The following is a 20,138-nucleotide window of genomic DNA, read 5'->3' as shown; positions in this document are numbered from 1 at the left end:
TGAGCGTAGGTCACAGAAAACCCGAGACATACCGCGCGACATCATGCATCTGCATGATGTCTGTGCATTGCGAAGCATGTTGCTGTGAACGAAGTGAACTGTAACGCTTGAGGAGTTATTATGTTTTATGCAGAGAGCCTGATTGAAGAAGTCAGAATGAAAAATGATATCGTGGATGTGGTATCAGGATATGTGAAGTTACAGAAAAAGGGAAGTTCTTATTTTGGACTGTGCCCGTTTCATAATGAAAAGTCACCATCGTTTTCTGTATCCCCATCTAAGCAGATGTATTATTGCTTTGGATGTGGAGCAGGGGGCAATGTGCTGACTTTTATTATGGAATATGAGAATTATTCCTTTCCGGAGGCATTGAAGTATCTGGCTGACCGGGTGGGAGTGGAACTTCCACAGCAGGAAATGAATGAAGAAATGAAGCGGCAGCAGGATCTGCGCAGCAGAATCCTTGAGATGAATAAAATGGCGGCGAAATATTACTACTATCAGTTGCGCAGCGAGCACGGAATTCAGGCCATGAATTACCTGAAGGGCAGAATGCTCAGTGATGAGACAATTCATAAATTTGGCCTTGGATATTCCACAAAATACGGGAATGACCTGTACAAGTATCTGAAGAGTAAAGGGATCAGTGATGAGCTTCTCGCCCAGTCCGGACTGATGAACGTGGATGAAAAGCGGGGAATGTATGATAAATTCTGGAACCGCGTAATTTTCCCAATCATGGATGTGAACGGAAGGGTAATCGGATTTGGAGGCCGTGTCATGGGAGATGGTAAACCGAAATACCTGAATTCGCCGGAGACGAAAGTGTTTGACAAGAGCCGGAACCTGTATGGATTGAATATTGCCCGTACATCCCGAAAAAAATATATGCTGGTCTGTGAAGGCTATATGGATGTAATCTCTATGCACCAGGCAGGCTTCACCAATGCGGTGGCATCTTTGGGAACGGCACTGACTTCCCAGCATGCCAGCCTGCTGAAGCGGTATACAGATGAGGTTATACTGACCTATGACAGTGATGAAGCAGGGGTGAAGGCAGCCTTACGTGCCATTCCACTGCTGAAAGAGGCGGGGGTGGCAACCAAAGTATTGTCTATGCTGCCATATAAAGATCCGGATGAATTTATCAAGGCACTTGGAACAGAAGAATTCCAGAAGCGGATAGATGAGGCACAGAACAGTTTTCTGTTTGAGATCGATATCCTTCAGAGAAATTATGATATGCAGGATCCTCAGAGTAAAACTGCATTTTATGAGGAGACAGCAAAGAAGCTGATGGCATTTGACCAGGAACTGGAGCGAGAAAACTATATCGAAGCAGTTGCCTCCAGGTATGGCGTGGGATTTGATGCTCTGCGCAAGCTGGTGAACCGTATGGCAATGAAGAATGTACCGATTCCGAAGACACCGGTAAAGATCCGGCAGGCACGGCAGGAGAAGGACGAAGGCGTAGTGAAGTCACAGAAGCTGATGCTGACCTGGCTGATTGAATATCCGTCTCTGTATCCGGTGGTAAAGAAATTCCTGAAGAAAGAAGATTTTTCTACCGAGCTGTACGAGACAGTAGCAGGACTCTTGTTTGAACAGTATGATGCAGGAGAACGAAATCCTGCAAGAATTATCAATCATTTTACAGAGCCTGAGGAGCAGAGAGAAGCAGCGTCCCTGTTTAATACGACGATCCAGGTAGAAACAAATGCAGACAGGGAGAAAGCATTTAAAGAGACGCTGGGAAAGATCCTGTCCCATAGTCTGGAGCAGCGAACTGCAAGTCTGGATCCGACGGATATGAAGGGACTGCAGGAGATGATTGCAGACCGAAAGAAGCTGGCACAGATACAGAAAATCCAGGTGAAGTTTGGCGAATAGTAAATGCTGCATTCATACCTGTGAAGGTACTGAACAGATGCAGTAAAAATAAGAACAGAAATGGAGCATAGTATGCAGTTATCAAAGAGACTGGAAGCAATTGTAAAACTGGCAGGAACATGCCACTGTGTGGCGGATGTGGGAACCGATCACGGATATATCCCCATCTATATGACAGAACATCATCTGACAGAAAAAGCAATTGCCATGGATGTGAATAAGGGCCCGCTGGAGCGGGCACAGAGAAATATCCGTGCATACCGGATGGAACAGCAGATTACCACAAGACTGTCTGATGGAGTGGCGAAGCTGAAGGCCATGGAGGCTGATTGCGTGATCATTGCAGGTATGGGAGGGCTTCTCACGATACGGATTCTGGAAGCCGGAAAAGAGATACTGACAACTGTCCCGACGATGATCCTGCAGCCACAGTCTGAGATTGGTCAGGTTCGTAAGTTCCTGGCAGAACATGGTTATCGAATTACAGCAGAGGACATGGTGTTGGATGAAGGAAAGTATTATCCTATGATGCGGGTGGAACATGGTAGTCAGGAAGAATGGACTGAGCAGGAATATGCTTTTGGAAAATATCTGATTGTATCCGATAATCCGGTATTGCTGGAATTCTTGGAAAAAGAAGAGAAGCTTTGCGGGGAGATTCTACAGTCACTGAAAGGAAAAAGTGGTGAACATATTGAAAAAAGGCGTGGAGAGATCCTGGAGCGGCAGGAGCTGGTACGTCTGGCAAAGGAGCAGATGAGATGACGATAAAAGAACTGACACATAAACTGGAACAGAAGTTTCCTCTGGAAAAAGCAGAAAGCTGGGATAACAGCGGTCTTCAGGTGGGACGAAAAAACAAGGCAGTACGAAAAGTACTGCTGGCACTGGATGCCACAGATGAAGTGATCGACGAAGCAGTACAGTGGCAGGCAGATCTGCTTCTGACCCATCATCCGCTGACACTGGATGGTGTACGTAAGATTCAGGCAGAGACCCTGACCGGGCACAAAATATTCAGCCTGATTTCCCAGGATATCTGTCACTATGCCATGCACACTAATTATGATGTGGTAGAAATGGGAGGCACGGCCGGCGAGATGATGAAACTTCGGCAGCCGGAGGTGCTGGAAGTAACAGGAACAGACAGTAAGACCGGAGAACCGGAAGGAATCGGAAGAGTCGGTTCTCTGGTACGGCCTGTGACAGTGGAAGAATGTGCGCAGATTGTCAAAAGAATTTTTGCGCTGGATACGGTAAAAATATTCGGAGATCTGGATCAGGTGATTGAGCGCGTTGCCATCTGTCCAGGATCCGGCAAGAGCATGATTGGGACTGCGATCCGAAAAAAAGCACAAGTGATAATTACCGGAGATATCGGACATCATGATGGAATCGATGCCGTAGATCAGGGAATCGCGGTGATAGATGCAGGACATTATGGACTGGAACATATTTTTGTGGACCATATGGCACAATATCTGAGGCAGCAGTTCCCTGAACTGGAAATCAAAAAGACAGGAAGCGGGAATCCGTTTCAGGTGATCTGAAGAAAGGAGAAACTTTATATGCAGGAAAAAATGTTACAGGTAAAAATCGACGGAAAAGAAGTGACATACAGGGAAGGAACCCGTTATCTGGATGCTGCAAAGGAGTTTCAGAAAGATGCAGACAGTAAAATAGTGTTGGCATCTGTGAATGGAAAATTAAAAGAACTGACAAAAAAGATCAAAGACCAGGATCAGATAGTCTTCCTGACCATAAAGGATAAGAATGGCTTTATGACTTATCGCAGAAGCATGATTCTGCTTATGCTCAAAGCAATCTACTCGGTAGGCGGATTTGAACTGGTAGACCGGGTAGGCATTCATTATTCCGTGGGAAATGGTTTTTATGTAACAGTAAAAGGACAGAAAAAAGTAGAAAATTCTTTCCTGGAGCAGGTAGAAAAAACCATGCATGAAATGGTGGAGAAGAAGCTTCCGATTACCAAGACATCTGTTTCCACAGATGATGCCATAGATCTGTTTCACAGGCTTGGAATGGAAGATAAAGAAAAGCTGTTCCATTACCGGATCGCTTCCAAAGTCAATATTTATGATCTGGCAGGGTTCAAAGACTATTTTTACGGTTACATGGTGCCGGACACCGGTTATCTTGACCGATTTGTATTGATTCCGTATGATGAGGGATTTGTACTCCAGATGCCGAACAGAATGCAGCCGGAATTGGTACCGGAGTTCCGTGCAGATGCCAAACTGTTTCAGGTTCAGAAGGAGTCTCTCAAGTGGGGCGAGATGATGAATATCCGCACAGTAGGAGACTTAAATGAACGGATTGTGTCAGAAAGTGTGCATGACCTGATGCTGGTGCAGGAAGCACTGCAGGAGAAGAAGATCAGTGAGATTGCTTCCATGATAGCAGCACAGCCGGAGAAAAAGCTGATTATGATTGCAGGTCCTTCTTCTTCCGGAAAAACGACATTTTCCCACAGACTTTCCACTCAGTTGTCTGCCAACGGGATGAAGCCACATCCGATTCCAATGGACAATTACTTTGTGGAGCGGGAAGATACACCAAAAGACGAAGATGGCAATCCGGATTATGAGTGTCTGGAAGCCATTGACATTGAACTGTTTAACCGGAATATGACAGATCTGCTGGCTGGAAAAGCGGTGGATATGCCGATCTTTAATTTTAAGACAGGAAAGAAAGAGTATAAGGGCAATATTCTTCAGCTGGGAACGGATGATGTACTGGTCATTGAGGGGATTCACGGATTGGATGACCGGCTTTCCTATACACTGCCAAAGGAAAGTAAGTTCAAGATCTATATCAGCGCTCTGACACAGTTAAATATTGATGAACATAACCGAATCCCGACTACTGATGGAAGACTGCTTCGCCGGATTGTCCGGGATGCCAGAACAAGAGGAACATTGGCAAAAGATACCATAGCTATGTGGCCGTCTGTACGCAGAGGAGAAGAAGCACACATTTTCCCATATCAGGAAGAAGCGGATGTAATGTTTAATTCGGCACTGATCTATGAACTGGCAGTTCTGAAGGTGTATGCACAGCCACTTCTGCTTGGAATTCAGCGAAATGAGCCGGAATACCAGGAAGCGAAGCGTCTGCTGAAGTTCCTGGATTACTTTGTCAGCATTCCAAGCGAGAACATTCCGCTGAATTCGCTTTTAAGAGAATTTGTGGGAGGAAGCTGCTATCAGGTATAAAGATCATAAAATTTGTTTGACAAAAATGAAAGGATAGGATATAGTATCATCTTGTGAGTAAGGTAAATGATCGCGGCTGGCAGGCCGAAAGGTGCCAGACGAGGAAAGTCCGGGCTTCACAGGGCAGGATGCCGGATAACGTCCGGTGGAGGCGACTCCAAGGATAGTGCAACAGAAATGTACCGCCTCATTAGAGGTAAGGGTGGAAGGGCAGTGTAAGAGACTACCGCCTGGCTGGTAACAGACAGGGCATATGTAAACCCCATTCGAAGCAAGACCGAATAAAAGCATATGGCGGCCCGTCAGCTTTAGGTAGGTCGCTTGAGCCTGGTGGCGACATCAGGCCTGGATAGATGATCATTCACGACATAACCCGGCTTATCGCTTTGCTCACATAAAAAGCACATGACAGCAAAAAAGACGTTCCGAAACAATAATGGTTGTTTCGGAACATCTTTTTAAGATTTCATTATAATTCTTTATATTTCTGTTCGCAGTATTTGCAGCGGTATACTTCTTTTTCTGGGTCGGTCAGAGTAAAGATCTGATCCAGTCCCTGTTCGATTGAAGTGATACACCTTGGGTTCTTGCATTTCAGGATATTGACAATTTTCTTTGGAAGTGTCAGCTCTCTTTTTTCTACGATTTCTCCGTTTTTGATGATATTTACGGTAATGTTGTGGTCAATGAAGCCGAGAATGTCGATGTTCAGCATATCGATTGGACATTCTACTTTGATGATATCTTTTTTGCCCATTTTATTACTGGTTGCATTCTTAATGATGGCAACGGTACAGTCCAGCTCATCCAGCTTCAGATAGTGGTAAATGGTCATGCATTTGCCGGCTTCGATATGATCCAGAACAAATCCTTCATGTAACTGTCCTACATTTAACATAATTTTATACTCCTTTTTTGAATTACTGGTCACGCCATTTCAGCAGTGTAAGAATCAGTGCCATTCGTGCATAGACGCCATACTGAACCTGCTTGAAATAAGCAGCTCTTGGATCATCGTCTACCTCTACAGCAATTTCATTGACACGAGGAAGCGGATGAAGTACCAGCATATCCTGTCCTGCCAGTTTCATTTTTTCTTTGTCCAGAATATAGAAGTCTTTCATTCGTACATAATCCTCTTCGTTGAAGAAACGCTCCTTCTGTACACGGGTCATGTACAGCAGATCCAGTTCCGGAAGTGCATCTTCCAGACGAACGACTTCTTTATAAGGAACATTATTTTTGGCAAGAACATCTTCACGGATGTAGCTCGGTACGCGAAGCTCTTCCGGGGATATCAGTACAAAGCGCACATTCGGGTAACGGATCATGGCGTGGATCAGAGAGTGAACCGTACGTCCAAACTTCAGATCACCACAGAATCCCACGGTCAGGTTATCCAGATGTCCTTTCAGGGAACGGATGGTCAGTAGGTCGGTCAGTGTCTGGGTAGGATGTTGATGTCCGCCGTCACCTGCGTTGATAACGGGAATGGAAGACTTGGTAGAAGCTACATAGGCAGCACCTTCTTTTGGATGACGGATGGCACAGATATCTGCATAGCAGGAAATCATGCGGATGGTGTCGGCAACACTTTCACCCTTGGTTGCGGAACTGCTTGCGGCCGAAGAAAAACCAAGTACCTGACCACCCAGATTGATCATAGCAGCTTCAAAACTGAGTCGTGTTCGTGTACTTGGTTCATAAAATAAAGTAGCAATTTTAAGGCCATCACATTTATGTGAATACTTGGAAGGATTGGCTTCAATGTCATTGGCAAGATCAAGAATACCGTCGATTTCTTCTACGGTAAGATCCAGAGGGTTCATCAAATGTCTCATCTAATTATCTCCTTTTCGTATACTCTGCTAAACAGTATACACGAAAAGAAAAAAATAGCAAGAAAAAAAATCAGGGTTTTAGAACTTTTTCAAAAAAGAGTCCGGTGACAAACCAGACCGGTGCATAGTCCAGACGAATGACGCCACGTAAGTTCAAGGGTGCGTCACTGTAATCCCATGGACACATATTTTTCTTTTTCAGAAGAGAACCGGTCAGATATTCCATGCTGAAAATTCCATTCATGTAGATCAACCCACGAAGAGCCATATTTCTGTTTTTCAGTTTCGTTGACAGAGGACCGATGACAGCAGCCATGCCATAGATCGGAAACATCCAGATGGAGGAATGACCGATCAGTTTATAATCCCGGCGGAGTAGGGAATGCAGGCTGGTCCAGAGCAGTTCCAGACACCAGCCACAGATACCGCATTTCATAAAATTTTTCATATTTCAAGTATGCCGCATACAGAAAAAAATATACCAGATATGAAAAATTGCAGTAACTGTTCAGAATCCATTGTGAAGGTACTGAACAGTTACAAATGGCACAGGAGTTTCTGTCGGAAAAGAAGAAATATGCATCACGTTACTGTGGAAAAGTGCCTTGAAAAAAAGCATAGGTATGGTATACTAAAAACGGTACGCCATGACAGGAAAATATTTGTTTTAAAAGTACTGGCGGGAATGTTAAAGGGATTAAATGAGGAGAAAATATGACATACGAAGAAGCGAGAAGCTATCTAGATTATATTAACAGAACCGGAATTGTTCTGGGGCTTGAGAGTATGGAACATTTGCTGGAGGAACTGGGGAATCCTCAGAACCGGCTGAAGTTTATCCATATTGCAGGAACCAACGGAAAGGGATCCGTACTAGCATATGTATCCACGACTTTAAAAGAAGCAGGATATCGTGTCGGACGCTACATTTCACCGACTCTGTTTTCTTATCGGGAGAGGATTCAGGTAAATGAGGAATATATCAGCCGTGAGGCGGTAGGCAGTTATGTGGAAAAAATAAAACTGGCAATTGGCAGGATGCAGGAAAAGGGCATGTCTGTACCGACCATTTTTGAGGTGGAGACAGCCATGGCATTTCTGCATTTTGTGGATCAGAACTGTGATATAGTAGTGCTGGAGACCGGCATGGGAGGAGATACCGATGCTACTAATGTGATCCGTACCACGATAATGGAAGTGATTGTATCCATAAGTAAAGATCATACCGCATTTCTGGGAAATACACTGGCAGAGATTGCCGGACATAAGGCAGGCATTATCAAGCCTGAGACCGTGGTGGTGTCAGCCAGACAGGTACCGGAAGCTATGGACGTGATTGAAGAGAAAGTCAGACAGTGTGGAGCGTCTCTGAAAGTAGCTGACTGGGAACAGGCAGAAGAGATCACTTATGGACTGGAGGAACAGAAGTTCTCCTTTGGCAGTGACCGGGACATCTGTATCCATCTGGGCGGCAGCTATCAGATCAAAAATGCAGTGATTGCGCTGAACTGTATATATGCACTGCGTGAACTGGGATACCAGATCAGTGATGCACAGATGAGAGCAGGATTTGCAAAGACATGCTGGAACGGAAGATTCACTGTATTGCAGAGGGATCCGATGGTGATCATCGACGGAGCACATAACCCGGACGGGGCAGCAGAACTGGAAAAGTCTATTCTGCAGTGCCTGCAGGGGAAGCAGATCTATGGCATCTGCGGAGTGTTTAAGGATAAGGAATATGACAAAGTGCTGCATGCGATTCTTCCTCATATGAAGGAAGTGACGACCATTCAGACACCGGGCAATCCAAGAGCACTTCCGGCAGAAGAACTGGCAGAAGCAGCACAAAAGTATTGTCCGCAGGTACATGCTGAAAAAGATATTGCGAAGGCTGTACAGGCAGCCATACAGAAGGCAGGAGAGAAAGACGGCGTGGTACTGGCATTTGGTTCACTGTCCTTCCTTGGAGAAATACGAAAAGCAGTAAAACATACACAGGAGTAGATCATGATTGATTTATCAGAATTAAGAAATCAGATTGATGCCATTGACCGTCAGATCGTAGAGTTATACGAGAAGCGTATGGCTGTCAGCAGTCAGGTGGCAGAATACAAGATTGAGACAGGAAAGAAGGTCTTTGACAAAGAAAGAGAAGACTCCAAGCTGGAGACATTAAAGGGACTGACCCACAATGATTTTAACAGCCATGGAATCGAGGAACTGTTTCAGCAGATTATGTCCATGAGCCGTAAACTGCAGTACCAGCTTCTGACTAAGAAAGGCGTTGTGGGAAGACTGCCCTTTACTCAGGTAGAAAAGCTGGAAAAAAAGAATGTCCGTGTGGTATTCCAGGGCGTGGAAGGTGCCTACAGCCAGGCTGCAATGAAGGCCTTCTTTGGTGACGGTGTGACTTCCTTTCATGTAAAGCAGTGGAGAGATGCCCTGGGAGCTATTTCAGAGGGAATGGCAGATTTTGCAGTGCTGCCAATAGAGAATTCTACGGCAGGTTTTGTCAGCGAGATCTATGATCTTCTGATGAAATATGATGATTATATTGTGGGAGAGCAGACAATCCGCATTGAGCATAAGCTGCTGGGATGCCCGGGGGCAAAACTGGAAGATATCCGCAGCGTTTATTCCCATGAACAGGGACTGATGCAGTGTGAGCAGTATCTGAATCGTCACCGGAACTGGGCACAGACCGCACTGGAAAATACAGCGGCATCAGCGAAGAAAGTAGCCCAGGATCAGGATAAGTCCCAGGCAGCCATCGCCAGTGCTATTGCCGGGGAAGCATTCGGACTGGAAGTACTGGATGAGAACATTTGTGAAAATGATGTGAATTCTACCAGATTCATTATTGTTTCTAACCAGCGTATTTTTGAAAAAGATGCGAAGAAGATCAGTATCTGTTTTGAACTACCGCATCACAGTGGATCGTTGTATAATATTTTGTCTCATTTCATTTATAACAATCTGAACATGAGTAAGATTGAATCCCGTCCGCTTCCGGGGAGAAACTGGGAATACAGATTCTTTGTGGATTTTGAGGGAAATTTGAATGACAGTGCAGTAAAAAATGCCATTCGTGGAATTACAGAGGAAGCTGCCAATATGAAAATACTTGGAAATTACTAGTAAGTTATGTGGTACAGTTATTTGCAGTATGATGTACTAGAGAGATGAGGAAGACAAGAATGACTAGAACAGAAGAATTGATGATCTATAGAACATTTGAAGATGGAAGAATTTTTGAAGATATGGTCTGGATTCTGGATCATTATGAGGAAGAGGAGACAGATCTTCTGAAAGATATGTATTATGAGACGGCCCACGGACTGATTGACATGGCAGGCAACTATGGATTTGCCGGTAATCTCTGGCACAATTATCTGACCTATCTGCTGGTAAACAATGAGAATGTATTTAGTACTTCCTGTGAGATTGTGGGAAAAGTGGATGGAACCATTAATGAATTGGTAAAGCATGATTTTGCGATTTTTCGTGATCTGTACCAGTTTGATTTCCGAAAACTGGATGAAAAACTGGGTGTCACCGGTATGCAGTATCTGAGAGAATATATGAACAGCGGATCCGGAAAGCAGTTTAATGAGAGAATCCGTGACCGGATCGATACATTGACCCGTGAACTGGAAATATCTGATAGTGTAGAAGATTTTATGGATCATATGATCCACTTTTATAAAGAATTCGGTGTTGGCAAGTTGGGGCTTCACAAGGCGTTCCGTATCGAACATGGAGATGAAGGCGTGAAGATTGTGCCGATTACCCGAATCGCCCATGTATGTCTGGAGGATCTGGTTGGCTATGAGAATGCCAAGCAGAAGCTGATTGATAATACAGAAGCATTTATCAAAGGCAAGAGAGCGAACAACTGTCTGCTTTTTGGCGATGCAGGAACAGGAAAGTCTTCCAGTATTAAGGCAATTTTGAATAAATACTATGATCAGGGACTTCGCGTTATTGAGGTATACAAGCACCAGTTCCAGGACCTGAATGAAGTAATTGCCCAGGTGAAGAACCGTAATTACAAGTTTATTATTTATATGGATGATTTATCTTTTGAGGATTTTGAAATTGAATATAAGTACCTGAAAGCAGTGATTGAAGGCGGACTGGAACGCAAGCCGGATAATATTCTGATCTATGCAACTTCTAACCGCAGACACCTGGTAAGAGAGAAATTCAGTGACAAGGAAGACAGAAGAGATGATCTGCATTCTTCTGATACGGTACAGGAGAAGCTGTCACTGGTGAATCGTTTTGGCGTACAGATCTTCTTCTGTGCACCAAGCAAAAAGGAATTCCAGAATATCGTGAAGACACTGGCTGAGAAGAACAATGTAGTCATGGACGAAGAGGAACTGCTTCTGGAAGCAAATAAATGGGAACTGTCCCATGGAGGACTGTCAGGAAGAACTGCTCAGCAGTTCATCGATTATCTGCTCGGAAAGATGTAAGCAAAAGGAGAAAAAGAGATGGCTGTCACACTATTTTCCGCAATCAATGTGGGATCTTATGAAGTAGAAATGAAGATTTTTCAGTATGTGACGAGAAAGGAATTCAGGGAGATCGACCATGTAAGATACCGGATCGAACTGGGGAAGGATACCTATACCACTGGTAAGATCGGGGTGGCGAAGATCGAAGAATTGTGCAAAGTACTGAATGATTTTGTCAAGATTATGAACGGTTACAAAGTGAAAGCATACCGGGCATGTGCTACCAGTGCTGTCCGGGAAGCAGAGAATCATCTGCTGATTGTAGAATATGTGGAACATATGACAGGAATTCATATTGAGATTCTGGACAATGCAGAACAACGATTCCTGGATTACAAGTCCATTGCCTTTGGAGAAAAAGACTTCTATAAGATTATCCAGAAGGGAACCGCTATTGTGGAAGTTGGCGGCGGAAGTGTGCAGGTATGCCTTTTTGATAATGACAAGCTGGTTACCACACAGAACATCCGAATCGGTAACTTACGTATTCGTGAGAAAGTGGCAGATTTTTCCAGAGAAACACTTCATACCGAAGAGATGGTGGAAGAACTGATTAATAACGATTTGGAAAGTTTTAAGAAGATGTATCTGAAGGACCGGAACATTAAGTACCTGATTATTACCGGAGATTATATTCTGGAACTGCTGAAAAGGAATCAGGTAACAGCCAGTGAGTTCCAGAAGATGTACGAGGGCATTATCTATAAACATCCGGAAGAGATTGCCAAGGAATATGGGATTCCATCGGAGAGTGCATCTCTGATTCTTCCTTCCGTGACCATCTATAAACGGATCATAGAGGAATTGGAGGCAGAGGCAATCTATCTGCCAGGAACTTCCTTAAGTGATGGAATTGCCTATGATTATGCACAGAAAATGCGCTATATCAAGCCGGAGCATCAGTTTAATGATGATATTATTGCGGCAGCAAGGATCATTGCCAAACGATATCAGGGTAACAAAGGTCATATCCATAATCTGGAAAACCTGGCGCTTCCGATCTTTGACAAGATGAAGAAGATATCCGGGCTTGGAGAACGGGAACGGCTGCTTTTGCAGATTGCAGTCATTTTACATGGATGTGGAAAGTATATTAATCTGTCGGACGCAGCCCAGTGTTCTTACAGTATTATTATGGCAACGGAGATTATCGGTCTGTCTACGGCAGAGAGAAGAATTATTGCCAATGTGGTAAAGTATAATACTGTAGAATTCACGCTGGAAGATGTTTTGGAGCAGCAGCTCAGGCAGGAGGATTATCTGGTAATTGTAAAGCTGGTGGCAATCCTGCGGGTTGCCAATGCACTGGACCGCAGCCACAAGCAGAAGTTCGAACAGGTACGTCTGACATTAAAAGATGCCCAGCTTGAGATTGTGGTAGATACCAGCGAAGACATTACCCTGGAAAAAGGGTTGTTTCCGCCCAAAGCAGACTATTTTGAAGAAGTATTTCATATACGGCCGTTGATTCGTAAGAAAAGAAATCTATAGGAGGGAAGCAGTGTGAACACAGAGTTTTACAAACCGGAATATTACAGAAACAGGGAAGACAGCTGGATCAGTTTTAACGAGCGGGTACTCAGCGAAGCACGGGATAAGAACATTCCGTTATTCGAACGTCTGAAATTCCTGAGTATTACTGCGTCTAACCTGGATGAGTTTTTTATGATCCGTGTGGCTTCTCTGAAGGACATGGTGCATGCCGGCTATACCAAGAAAGATATTGCAGGAATGACAGCTCAGGCACAGATTGATCTGATCCTGAAACGGGTACATAATATGGTGGATGTGCAGTACTCTACCTATGAGCGTTCTCTGGTACCAATGTTAAAACAGAACGGACTGGAGATTCTGGCAGCTCACGAAGACCTTACGGAGGAACAGAAAAAGTATGTAGACCGGTATTTTGATGAAAATGTATATCCTGTTCTGACACCGATGGCCATGGACTCTTCCAGACCGTTTCCACTGATCCGCAATAAGACATTGAATATCGGTGCATTGATTTCCAAGAAGGGCAGTAACGAGGAGCCACAGTTTGCTACTGTACAGGTACCGTCGGTACTGTCCCGTATCGTGGAGATTCCATCAGGAAAAGATAATGTCAGAACAGTTATTCATCTGGAACAGATTATTGAGCGGAATATTGGAAAACTGTTTCTGAATTATGATGTGGTATGCGCTCATCCATACCGGATTATGAGAAATGCGGATCTTACCATCGAAGAAGATGAAGCAGCAGATCTGTTAAAAGAAATTCAGAAACAGCTGAAAAAGAGACAGTGGGGAGAAGTCATTCGCCTAGAAGTAGAAGAGGGCATGGAGAAGCAGCTTCTGAAGATTCTGAAGAAGGAGTTTGACATTAAAAATGATGCAGTGTTTCTGATTAATGGTCCGCTGGATCTGACGTTTCTGATGAAGGTATATGGAATTGACGGATTTGAGAAATATAAAGAGAAGAAGTATATTCCGCAACCGGTGCCGGCGTTGATGGGGACAGAGGATATTTTTGAAGCAATCCGTAAGCAGGATATTCTGCTGCACCATCCGTATATGACCTTCGATCCGGTGGTGAATTTTGTAAAACAGGCGGCAAAAGACCCGGATGTACTGGCAATTAAGCAGACCCTTTATCGTGTCAGCGGTAATTCACCGATTATAGCAGCACTGGCGCAGGCGGCAGAGAATGGCAAGCAGGTATCAGTACTGGTAGAATTAAAGGCACGATTTGATGAAGAAAATAATATTGTATGGGCGAAGATGCTGGAGAAGGCGGGATGTCATGTTATCTATGGCCTTCTGGGATTAAAGACCCACAGCAAGATCACACTGGTAGTTCGCAGAGAAGCAGATGGAATCCGCAGATATGTGCATCTTGGAACCGGAAACTATAACGATTCTACTGCCAAATTATATACGGACTGTGGTCTGCTGACCTGTGCGGAACCGATCGGAGAGGATGCCACTGCGGTATTTAATATGCTGTCCGGTTATTCAGAACCGAAGAACTGGAACAAACTTTCCCTTGCGCCACTCTGGCTACGAGAACGTTTCACAGAATTGATACAAAGAGAGACCGAACATGCCAGAAATGGCGGAGAAGCACATATCATTGCCAAGATGAATTCTCTCTGTGACAGAGATATTATCGCATTGCTTTATGAGGCATCGGTAGCAGGAGTGAAGATTGAACTGATTGTGAGAGGGATTTGCTGTCTGAAAACCGGTATTCTGGGAGTCAGTGAAAATATCACGGTACATTCTATTGTAGGCAATTTCCTGGAACATGCCAGAATCTTTTATTTCCGCAATAATGGAATGGAAGAATACTATATGGGAAGTGCTGACTGGATGCCGCGTAATCTGGATAAGCGAGTGGAGATTCTCTTTCCGGTAGAAGATGAAAAGCTGAAAACGGAACTGGGACATATTCTTCAGATTCAGCTGGATGACAATGTGAAATCCCATATCCTGCAACCGGACGGAAGTTACGTGAAGGTGAACAGAAGAGGAAGAAAACGCCTCTGTGCACAGGAATATTTCTGCCAGGAAGCGGTGCAGAGAGCAAAAGTACCAAAGGATCCAGGAAAAGACAGAGTATTCATACCTGAAGAATCCGCCGGAGACGAATAGAAGAAGTTATTTCATATCTGATATTAAAAATAGCTGTCGAGTTGCGACAGCTATTTTAGATGTTATCAGTGATATTTAATATACAAATACAGTAGTTCCGGTTGGGCAGGTATTATACATATAGATTAAGGCACTTCTGCTCATACGGACACAACCGTGAGATTTGGCACCAGTGCGGTTGCCGTCAACATAATGATGGAAAGCACATCCGGTTGGATAGCTGGAGGTTCCCTGTCCTCTGGTAAAGGTAAGACACGGAGCACCATAACTTCCATAATATACTTTTCTGAGAATTCTATGAATGCCTCCGGAGGTACGATTCTGCCATCTTCCGATGATACACTTATAACTTTTTACCAGTTTCCATTTTCCGGTAGATCCCTTAAAGATGTTAGTTCTGTATGTGCGCTGGGATACCCAGATCAGACGGCTGGTTCTGCTTGAGATTCCACGCAGATTGATAAATTGTTCTTTTGTCTTTTTACTGTAATCTGCGGTAGAATCAAGCCCGGTATATTTCAGAGAAGAACGTCTGATTTTTATACGGCTGCCGGAGCTGGTATAAGCATTGACATAGCGGCCATGCTTGGATGTTGCCAGAATGCGGGTTCCTTTTTTCAGTGTAATTTTGCGTCCGTTCGAAGTAACCGTTACAGACTTCTTTAATTTGGTTGTGTAATATGGTCTCCGTATGGATTTCACTTCATCGGTAAGTGCGATTGCCGTTGCGGAAACGGTAGAAGACGGATTACTGTAAACTTTCTGGTTCGAAACGGTACGATAACTTCTGATACGGAATTTGTAAGTAGTATCTGCTGTTAACCGGGAAACAGTAGCTTCTCTCTGAGATTTGGAGGAGATGGTTTTTACTGTTTCATACGCTTTTGTAGTCGGATTGTAACGTTCAATAACATAACCGTTGGCTTTACCGCTGACTTTTGACCATTTGAAAGTGATGGATTTATTGCCCCTTGATTTTACGGTAAAATTCTTAGGTTTAGCAGGTCTGGCAGCTGTTGGCCTCACACCAACAACAGAAGAAAAAGCACCGCTTTGATTGGCAGAATTCAGGGCACATACCTTGTAATAGTAAGTAACACCCAGCACACCTTTGGTTCGATAAGTAGTAGAGGAAGTCTTTTTTACTAAGACAGCTTTAGAATGGTTCTTATCAACACGATAAATAGCATATTTAGATGCCTTTGCTGTTTTATGCCATGTGAGTTTGATAGAAGTTTCCTTTGCAGTTGCCTTCAGGCCTGTTACTTTTCCTGGTATAGATGCTGCTGTTACAGATGAACAGCAGAGAAGCAGAAAAAGACAGAGAAGCGGAAAAATCCGTTTAAGATGCTGTTTCATGTCATTCCCTTTCCTTAATTAATAATTTATGATATAGAAATATAGTCTATTATACTGTCAGCGGAAAAAGATGTCAAATGCTAAAGTATTGAAAGTTACCTTTCCTTGACACACTATTTTTTTTCTCATATAATTTGAATAAACATAGAAGAAATAAAGGAAAATTTATGACAGAAAACAGAGAATATAAAAAAGAACAGCATAGAACAGACAGAAAAAGAGCGGCAGGTTACATAGGCTGGTATACGCTCCTGTTTGCACTGGTTTCAACAGGAGTCTTTATATGGTTTATAATGAAGCAGAAAAGTTTCTGCTGGACGACAGATGTTTCGTCTCAGTATGTGCCGAAGGCATCCTATTTTATTACCAGCATGAAGGAGATGATAAAGAATCTCCTGAATGGAGAACAGGCTTTTCGGATGTATGATTTCCGCATTGGAATGGGGGATTCTGTACCACTTCATATGGAGCCATTGTACTGGTTATATTTGTTATTTGATGAGAGTCAGATTGAACTGGCATATGGATTCCTGATCGTGCTGAGATTTTATTTGGCAGGGCTGAGCCTGACTGCATTTTTAAGATACTTCCGTTATACAAAATTGCAGTGTCTGATTGGAAGTATGGTATATGTTTTTTCGGGTTATGGTCTGTTTGCCGGTATGCGTCACAGCCATTTTATTATACCAATGATAACACTTCCGCTATTACTCCTTGCCATGGAAGAGATATACCGGAAGAGGCGGTGGTATCTGTGTACTGTTTTTGTAGCTGTCAGTCTCTGGTGTGGATATTATTTTACTTATATGAATACGCTCCTGATGGGAGTGTATTTCCTGATACGTTTTTTTTGTGGAGAAGAGAAGAAGAGTATCAGGGAATTTTTCCTACGCATGAGAACAATTATCGGTTCTTATCTGCTGGGAATTGGAATTGCCAATATTACATTTTTTAATACCTTTGCAGATTACCTGACATCGTCCAGATCGGGAGTGACGGTAGAAAAGAGAATCTCACTTTGGAATTACGGAAGTAACTGGATTCAAAACTTTTACCAGAGCTTTCTTTCAGCAGAGATCTCACCGGGCAGATGGCTGTGGCTGGGCTTTATCCCATTGTCTTATATCTGCGTGGAGATTTTGTTTTTGCGCAAAGGAAATAAGACCCTGAAAGCAGCATTTCTGACGGGAACTTTATTCTGTATGATCCCGGTATTCGGATTTGTATTCAGCGGATTCGGGGCACTGAATAACCGCTGGTGTTATGCCTATGCCATGCTGATTGCGGTGATTACGGCAAAGATGTCAGAAGAGTTGAAAAATCTGTCCGGACGTGATCTGGCAGTCAGCTTTGTATGCATGCAGCCATATCTGTATCTGGGGATAGGGAAGATGCTTTTGCACCAGAAGTATGAACTTTCGGTTGTAGCAGCTGGTGTGGGACTTTTTGGAACCTGGGTGATTCTGCTGCTTCTGAACAGAAGAATCAACATACCTCAATGGATTCGCAGGAGTGCAATTCCTGTGACAGTGGTAATTTCTCTGTGGGTGACTGGGGCATATCGTTTTCGATTTGATGGAATGGTATATGAGTTTACGAACAGAGGGAAAGTTGTGGAGCAGGCAACGAATACTCCGTTGAAAGTACTGGATGAACTGGATGATACCGGATTTTACCGGTCTTATTCCAGAAAGAGCCAGTCTAATGTGCAGGGGGCATCTATGATGCTGGGGTATAAGGGTGTGGTTTATTATTCCAGTACATTGGCAAAGGCTATGATTGATTTTTATCGTGAAATGGGATTGTCTTCCTGGAGCCTGGTCAGAGTAAGGGGATTTGATGCAAGAGGTTTCCTGGACGCACTGGCATGCGTCAAATATCAGGTGCCTGAAAGTGATTCTGACAGTGAGATCCCGTATGGATATGAGAAAGTAAAAGAAGTACTGCGGGACGAGGTATATTATACCATCTATGAGAATCAGAATGTGCTTCCGCTGGGCTATGGATATGATAAGGTGATTTCCAGAGAAGAGCTTGAGCAGTTGGATACGGCAGCAAGGCAGGAAGCTATGCTTCAGGCCGCGGTAGTGGATGAAGTGACTGAGCAGGATCAGACAGCAGATATTAGCGAACTGACTATATCAGGGCAGAAAGTGCCGGTAAAGAAGATAGAATGCAGTGACGGAATCACTTTCGATGGTGGTAAGATACAGGTAAAAAAGAAAAATGCAACCATGACGTTATGGTTTGATGGACTGGATCAGTCAGAAACCTATATTAACCTGGAGTCACTGAGCATGAAAGGCGCCGGAAAAGTCTGGTTTTATTTTGAATCTGATGATGGAAGTTATGATATCTCGTATTGCTATCATGGAGATGCGAATGCATATAATACCAGGCAGGAGGATTATCTGTTCAATCTGGGTTATGCAGAAAAGGGAAAGACCTACTGTACTATCCGTTTTAATAAGAAGTGTACTATGACAGTGGATGATATTTCCGTATATTGCCAGCCTATGGAGAAACTGGATGAATATGTACAGCAGAGAAAGGCGTCATCTCTGCAGAATGTGAAAGAAGAACTGAATACAGTATCCGGAACGGTAGAAGCAGAGAAAGATCAGCTGTTGGTTCTGAGTATCCCGTATCAGAATGGCTGGAGTGCTTATGTGGATGGAGAAAAGGTGCCGATTCGAAAAGTGAATATTATGTATATGGGACTGGATCTCAAAGCAGGGACACATGCGGTGGAACTGCGGTATGAAATGCCGGGAATCAGGATCAGTATTGTGATTTCCATGATTTCTCTTGGAATCTTTGCAGCAGCGCTGTTTATAAGGAGGAAAAGAAAGTATGCAGAAAAAAAGTAAAAAGATTCTGACATTGACAGCTCTGGCGGCAGCAGCAATGCCGGCGGGGGCACGTGCTTCTTATACAGGAACATTAAGTGTGGCAACATGTGCGGACTTCCCGCCTTATGAATATTGTGATGATCAGGAGATTGTCGGTATTGACATGGAGATTGCCAGAATGATAGCAGAAGAACTGGGAATGGAACTTGAAATCTGTAATATGTCTTTTGATTCCATATTTGATGCCGTACAGTCAGGCAAGACACGGATTGCCATGGGAAGAGTGGTAAAACCGGAAGAAGAAACAGATACCATGCTTTTTTCAGATGGATATATGGATGTAAAATATGCCATCCTTATGGCAGGAGAACAGACGACAGAAGAATTTCAGAGGGAAGATCTACAGGGAAAGAAGATCGGGGCTGCCGATACACTTCAGGGGGAAACGCTGGCAGAAGAACTCAGCCAGGAAACTGCAACTGTATATGAAAAAGAAGGTGATGCGGTGAATGCTCTGGAAAAAGGAGAGATTGATGCCCTGATTTTAGATGAAAAAGCTGCCCGGTATTTTTGCTGCCAGTCGGAGAATCTGTATATCTGTGACAGCATATCTGATGGGCAGAACTTTGTAATTACAGCAAGTGCAGAGGATGAAGAACTGATGACAGATATCAATGATGCACTGGCAACAATGAAGGAGACAGGGGAGTTGGATAAAATGGTGGAAAAATATCTGGGAGAAGAGACGGAAGAAGAGTCCACAGAAGATATAACTGAATAAAATGAAAATGATCCGGAAGA

At 43.7% G+C, this 20,138-nt stretch carries 15 protein-coding genes and 1 other RNA gene; 12 read left to right on the top strand and 4 right to left on the bottom strand.

From position 1 onward, the window contains the following. Positions 1-120: 120 nt before the first annotated feature. The 5 genes from dnaG (at position 121) to rnpB (ending at position 5,523) form a co-directional block, all read left to right on the top strand. Positions 121-1,890, top strand: coding sequence for a DNA primase (dnaG, locus tag H8716_RS14730; RefSeq protein ID WP_249309794.1), 1,770 nt, complete (start codon positions 121-123; stop codon positions 1,888-1,890). A gap of 72 nt (positions 1,891-1,962) precedes the next feature. Beyond that, the gene (locus H8716_RS14725; protein WP_249309793.1) at positions 1,963-2,655 is read left to right on the top strand and encodes a tRNA (adenine(22)-N(1))-methyltransferase; all 693 of its coding nucleotides are present in this window, start codon (positions 1,963-1,965) and stop codon (positions 2,653-2,655) included. Beyond that, positions 2,652-3,440: a Nif3-like dinuclear metal center hexameric protein gene (locus H8716_RS14720; RefSeq protein WP_249309792.1), complete on the top strand. Its 789-nt coding sequence runs from the start codon at positions 2,652-2,654 to the stop codon at positions 3,438-3,440. Before H8716_RS14725 ends, H8716_RS14720 begins: the two co-directional genes overlap by 4 nt. 18 nt (positions 3,441-3,458) lie before the next feature. Beyond that, on the top strand, positions 3,459-5,126 hold the full coding sequence (locus H8716_RS14715; protein WP_249309791.1) for a TGS domain-containing protein: 1,668 nt from the start codon (positions 3,459-3,461) through the stop codon (positions 5,124-5,126). Positions 5,127-5,180: 54 nt separating this feature from the next. After that, positions 5,181-5,523: RNase P RNA component class A (rnpB, locus tag H8716_RS14710), an RNA gene on the top strand. A 72-nt stretch (positions 5,524-5,595) separates the two neighbouring features. Here the strand turns inward: rnpB and H8716_RS14705 are convergent. From H8716_RS14705 to H8716_RS14695, 3 genes are all read right to left on the bottom strand, one after another. Beyond that, positions 5,596-6,024 carry an aspartate carbamoyltransferase regulatory subunit gene (locus H8716_RS14705; RefSeq protein ID WP_249309790.1) on the bottom strand — a complete coding sequence of 143 codons (429 nt, stop codon included), beginning with the start codon at positions 6,022-6,024 and terminating at the stop codon, positions 5,596-5,598. A 22-nt stretch (positions 6,025-6,046) separates the two neighbouring features. Further along, positions 6,047-6,967 carry an aspartate carbamoyltransferase gene (gene pyrB, locus H8716_RS14700; protein WP_249309789.1) on the bottom strand — a complete coding sequence of 307 codons (921 nt, stop codon included), beginning with the start codon at positions 6,965-6,967 and terminating at the stop codon, positions 6,047-6,049. A 70-nt stretch (positions 6,968-7,037) separates the two neighbouring features. After that, positions 7,038-7,415, bottom strand: coding sequence for a putative ABC transporter permease (locus tag H8716_RS14695; protein ID WP_249309788.1), 378 nt, complete (start codon positions 7,413-7,415; stop codon positions 7,038-7,040). 266 nt (positions 7,416-7,681) lie between these two features. On the opposite strand from H8716_RS14695, the gene H8716_RS14690 reads away from it, so the two are divergent. From H8716_RS14690 to H8716_RS14670, 5 genes are read left to right on the top strand one after another with little or no spacing between them, the layout of a single operon-like run. Beyond that, complete coding sequence (locus tag H8716_RS14690; protein WP_249309787.1) at positions 7,682-8,974, top strand: bifunctional folylpolyglutamate synthase/dihydrofolate synthase; 1,293 nt, start codon at positions 7,682-7,684, stop codon at positions 8,972-8,974. A gap of 3 nt (positions 8,975-8,977) precedes the next feature. Beyond that, positions 8,978-10,108, top strand: a complete 1,131-nt coding sequence (gene pheA / locus H8716_RS14685; RefSeq protein WP_249309786.1) for a prephenate dehydratase — start codon at positions 8,978-8,980, stop codon at positions 10,106-10,108. Positions 10,109-10,167: 59 nt separating this feature from the next. Then, a complete protein-coding gene (locus tag H8716_RS14680; RefSeq protein WP_249309785.1) occupies positions 10,168-11,451 on the top strand; it encodes an ATP-binding protein in 1,284 nt (427 codons plus the stop codon). Between the two features lie 18 nt (positions 11,452-11,469). Next, positions 11,470-12,984: a Ppx/GppA phosphatase family protein gene (locus H8716_RS14675; protein WP_249309784.1), complete on the top strand. Its 1,515-nt coding sequence runs from the start codon at positions 11,470-11,472 to the stop codon at positions 12,982-12,984. A 12-nt stretch (positions 12,985-12,996) separates the two neighbouring features. After that, entirely contained in the window at positions 12,997-15,126 is a 2,130-nt protein-coding gene (locus H8716_RS14670) for an RNA degradosome polyphosphate kinase (protein WP_249309783.1), read from the top strand. 75 nt (positions 15,127-15,201) lie between these two features. Here the strand turns inward: H8716_RS14670 and H8716_RS14665 are convergent, their stop codons facing one another. Further along, positions 15,202-16,485 (bottom strand): fibronectin type III domain-containing protein, encoded by a 1,284-nt coding sequence (locus tag H8716_RS14665; protein ID WP_249309782.1) that lies wholly within the window; start codon positions 16,483-16,485, stop codon positions 15,202-15,204. Between the two features lie 167 nt (positions 16,486-16,652). Between H8716_RS14665 and H8716_RS14660 the strand changes: the two genes are divergently transcribed. Together H8716_RS14660 and H8716_RS14655 are read left to right on the top strand one after the other, a co-directional pair. After that, positions 16,653-19,355: a YfhO family protein gene (locus H8716_RS14660; protein ID WP_249309781.1), complete on the top strand. Its 2,703-nt coding sequence runs from the start codon at positions 16,653-16,655 to the stop codon at positions 19,353-19,355. After that, positions 19,339-20,118, top strand: a complete 780-nt coding sequence (locus H8716_RS14655; protein ID WP_249309780.1) for an ABC transporter substrate-binding protein — start codon at positions 19,339-19,341, stop codon at positions 20,116-20,118. Before H8716_RS14660 ends, H8716_RS14655 begins: the two co-directional genes overlap by 17 nt. Positions 20,119-20,138 lie beyond the last annotated feature (20 nt).

Origin of the sequence: Jingyaoa shaoxingensis, assembly GCF_014385005.1 — a bacterium.
Taxonomy (GTDB): domain Bacteria; phylum Bacillota; class Clostridia; order Lachnospirales; family Lachnospiraceae; genus Marvinbryantia; species Marvinbryantia shaoxingensis.
This window is presented reverse-complemented; position numbering and strand designations above follow the sequence as displayed.

Bases quoted from the DNA above. Each gene is read 5' to 3' on its own strand.
- H8716_RS14720 (WP_249309792.1), top strand. From the start codon at position 2,652: ATGACGATAAAAGAACTGACACATAAACTGGAACAGAAGTTTCCTCTG.
- H8716_RS14705 (WP_249309790.1), bottom strand. From the start codon at position 6,024: ATGTTAAATGTAGGACAGTTACATGAAGGATTTGTTCTGGATCATATC.
- H8716_RS14725 (WP_249309793.1), top strand. From the start codon at position 1,963: ATGCAGTTATCAAAGAGACTGGAAGCAATTGTAAAACTGGCAGGAACA.
- H8716_RS14655 (WP_249309780.1), top strand. From the start codon at position 19,339: ATGCAGAAAAAAAGTAAAAAGATTCTGACATTGACAGCTCTGGCGGCA.
- H8716_RS14675 (WP_249309784.1), top strand. From the start codon at position 11,470: ATGGCTGTCACACTATTTTCCGCAATCAATGTGGGATCTTATGAAGTA.
- H8716_RS14665 (WP_249309782.1), bottom strand. From the start codon at position 16,485: ATGAAACAGCATCTTAAACGGATTTTTCCGCTTCTCTGTCTTTTTCTG.
- H8716_RS14690 (WP_249309787.1), top strand. From the start codon at position 7,682: ATGACATACGAAGAAGCGAGAAGCTATCTAGATTATATTAACAGAACC.
- pyrB (WP_249309789.1), bottom strand. From the start codon at position 6,967: ATGAGACATTTGATGAACCCTCTGGATCTTACCGTAGAAGAAATCGAC.
- H8716_RS14680 (WP_249309785.1), top strand. From the start codon at position 10,168: ATGACTAGAACAGAAGAATTGATGATCTATAGAACATTTGAAGATGGA.
- dnaG (WP_249309794.1), top strand. From the start codon at position 121: ATGTTTTATGCAGAGAGCCTGATTGAAGAAGTCAGAATGAAAAATGAT.
- H8716_RS14660 (WP_249309781.1), top strand. From the start codon at position 16,653: ATGACAGAAAACAGAGAATATAAAAAAGAACAGCATAGAACAGACAGA.
- H8716_RS14715 (WP_249309791.1), top strand. From the start codon at position 3,459: ATGCAGGAAAAAATGTTACAGGTAAAAATCGACGGAAAAGAAGTGACA.
- pheA (WP_249309786.1), top strand. From the start codon at position 8,978: ATGATTGATTTATCAGAATTAAGAAATCAGATTGATGCCATTGACCGT.
- H8716_RS14695 (WP_249309788.1), bottom strand. From the start codon at position 7,415: ATGAAAAATTTTATGAAATGCGGTATCTGTGGCTGGTGTCTGGAACTG.